This window comes from Pseudomonas sp. NPDC087814, from assembly GCF_044742865.1.
GTDB lineage: Bacteria > Pseudomonadota > Gammaproteobacteria > Pseudomonadales > Pseudomonadaceae > Aquipseudomonas.
The window spans coordinates 1,919-5,260 of record NZ_JBIUVK010000095.1 but is presented as its reverse complement, the minus strand read 5'-3'; the positions used below and the strand labels follow the sequence as shown (position 1 = coordinate 5,260).

2 rRNA genes are annotated in these 3,342 nt (G+C 50.7%); both read right to left on the bottom strand.

What is annotated here, in order from left to right:
- Window positions 1-2: 2 nt before the first annotated feature.
- Window positions 3-118, bottom strand: a 5S ribosomal RNA gene (rrf, locus tag ACIOMR_RS30620).
- 153 nt (window positions 119-271) lie between these two features.
- Window positions 272-3,165 (bottom strand): 23S ribosomal RNA (locus tag ACIOMR_RS30615).
- Between the last annotated feature and the right edge of the window lie 177 nt (window positions 3,166-3,342).

The following is a 3,342-nucleotide window of genomic DNA, read 5'->3' as shown; positions in this document are numbered from 1 at the left end:
AATCTTGACGATGACCTACTCTCACATGGGGAAACCCCACACTACCATCGGCGATGCATCGTTTCACTGCTGAGTTCGGGATGGGATCAGGTGGTTCCAATGCTCTATGGTCGTCAAGAAATTCGGGTACTGAGTCGTGGCCAGTTGGCCTCGCTTCAGCAAATTGGGTATGTGATAGCTTTCGGTGTTTTGCAAGATCTCGAACTTTCGGTTCGTTTCGTCTTCACACACCGCAATCTGGTCTCTTCGACGCAAATTGCTTGGGTGTTATATGGTCAAGCCTCACGGGCAATTAGTATTGGTTAGCTCAACGCCTCACAGCGCTTACACACCCAACCTATCAACGTCGTAGTCTTCGACGGCCCTTCAGGGAACTCAAGGTTCCAGTGAGATCTCATCTTGAGGCTAGTTTCCCGCTTAGATGCTTTCAGCGGTTATCTATTCCGAACATAGCTACCCGGCAATGCCACTGGCGTGACAACCGGAACACCAGAGGTTCGTCCACTCCGGTCCTCTCGTACTAGGAGCAGCCCCTCTCAAATCTCAAACGTCCACGGCAGATAGGGACCGAACTGTCTCACGACGTTCTAAACCCAGCTCGCGTACCACTTTAAATGGCGAACAGCCATACCCTTGGGACCGGCTTCAGCCCCAGGATGTGATGAGCCGACATCGAGGTGCCAAACACCGCCGTCGATATGAACTCTTGGGCGGTATCAGCCTGTTATCCCCGGAGTACCTTTTATCCGTTGAGCGATGGCCCTTCCATACAGAACCACCGGATCACTAAGACCTACTTTCGTACCTGCTCGACGTGTCTGTCTCGCAGTCAAGCGCGCTTTTGCCTTTATACTCTACGACCGATTTCCGACCGGTCTGAGCGCACCTTCGTACTCCTCCGTTACTCTTTAGGAGGAGACCGCCCCAGTCAAACTACCCACCATACACTGTCCTCGATCCGGATAACGGACCTGAGTTAGAACCTCAAAGTTGCCAGGGTGGTATTTCAAGGTTGGCTCCACGCGAACTGGCGTCCACGCTTCAAAGCCTCCCACCTATCCTACACAAGCAAATTCAAAGTCCAGTGCAAAGCTATAGTAAAGGTTCACGGGGTCTTTCCGTCTAGCCGCGGATACACTGCATCTTCACAGCGATTTCAATTTCACTGAGTCTCGGGTGGAGACAGCGCCGCCATCGTTACGCCATTCGTGCAGGTCGGAACTTACCCGACAAGGAATTTCGCTACCTTAGGACCGTTATAGTTACGGCCGCCGTTTACCGGGGCTTCGATCAAGAGCTTCGCGTTAGCTAACCCCATCAATTAACCTTCCGGCACCGGGCAGGCGTCACACCCTATACGTCCACTTTCGTGTTTGCAGAGTGCTGTGTTTTTAATAAACAGTCGCAGCGGCCTGGTATCTTCGACCGGCATGAGCTTACGGAGCAAGTCCTTCACCCTCACCGGCGCACCTTCTCCCGAAGTTACGGTGCCATTTTGCCTAGTTCCTTCACCCGAGTTCTCTCAAGCGCCTTGGTATTCTCTACCCAACCACCTGTGTCGGTTTGGGGTACGGTTCCTGGTTACCTGAAGCTTAGAAGCTTTTCTTGGAAGCATGGCATCAACCACTTCGTCATCTAAAAGATAACTCGTCATCAGCTCTCGGCCTTAGAATCCCGGATTTACCTAAGATTCCAGCCTACCACCTTAAACTTGGACAACCAACGCCAAGCTGGCCTAGCCTTCTCCGTCCCTCCATCGCAATAACCAGAAGTACAGGAATATTAACCTGTTTTCCATCGACTACGCTTTTCAGCCTCGCCTTAGGGACCGACTAACCCTGCGTCGATTAACGTTGCGCAGGAAACCTTGGTCTTTCGGCGTGGGTGTTTTTCACACCCATTATCGTTACTCATGTCAGCATTCGCACTTCTGATACCTCCAGCAAGCTTCTCAACTCACCTTCACAGGCTTACAGAACGCTCCTCTACCGCATCATCCGAAGATGATACCCGTAGCTTCGGTGTATGGTTTGAGCCCCGTTACATCTTCCGCGCAGGCCGACTCGACTAGTGAGCTATTACGCTTTCTTTAAAGGGTGGCTGCTTCTAAGCCAACCTCCTAGCTGTCTAAGCCTTCCCACATCGTTTCCCACTTAACCATAACTTTGGGACCTTAGCTGACGGTCTGGGTTGTTTCCCTTTTCACGACGGACGTTAGCACCCGCCGTGTGTCTCCCATGCTCGGCACTTGTAGGTATTCGGAGTTTGCATCGGTTTGGTAAGTCGGGATGACCCCCTAGCCGAAACAGTGCTCTACCCCCTACAGTGATACATGAGGCGCTACCTAAATAGCTTTCGAGGAGAACCAGCTATCTCCGAGCTTGATTAGCCTTTCACTCCGATCCACAGGTCATCCGCTAACTTTTCAACGGTAGTCGGTTCGGTCCTCCAGTTAGTGTTACCCAACCTTCAACCTGCCCATGGATAGATCGCCCGGTTTCGGGTCTATTCCCAGCGACTAGACGCCCTATTAAGACTCGCTTTCGCTACGCCTCCCCTATTCGGTTAAGCTCGCCACTGAAAATAAGTCGCTGACCCATTATACAAAAGGTACGCAGTCACAGAACAAAGTCTGCTCCCACTGCTTGTACGCATACGGTTTCAGGATCTATTTCACTCCCCTCTCCGGGGTTCTTTTCGCCTTTCCCTCACGGTACTAGTTCACTATCGGTCAGTCAGTAGTATTTAGCCTTGGAGGATGGTCCCCCCATATTCAGACAAAGTTTCTCGTGCTCCGTCCTACTCGATTTCATGACTAAGAGATTTTCGCGTACAGGGCTATCACCCACTATGGCCGCACTTTCCAGAGCGTTCCGCTAATCTCAAAGCCACTTAAGGGCTAGTCCCCGTTCGCTCGCCACTACTAAGGGAATCTCGGTTGATTTCTTTTCCTCAGGGTACTTAGATGTTTCAGTTCCCCTGGTTCGCTCCATACACCTATGTATTCAGTGTAAGGTAACCATCTTATGATGGTTGGGTTCCCCCATTCAGACATCTCCGGATCAAAGTCTGTTTGCCGACTCCCCGAAGCTTTTCGCAGGCTACCACGTCTTTCATCGCCTCTGACTGCCAAGGCATCCACCGTATGCGCTTCTTCACTTGACCATATAACCCCAAGCAATCTGGTTATACTGTGAAGACGACATTCGCCGAAAATTCGCAATTACTTACAAATTTTACCTTAGCCTGATCCGTTACCAGTGAAAGTAACGTTCAGTCTATCTTTCTATCACATACCCAAATTTTTAAAGAACGATCTAATCAAAGACTAGAAATCAATAT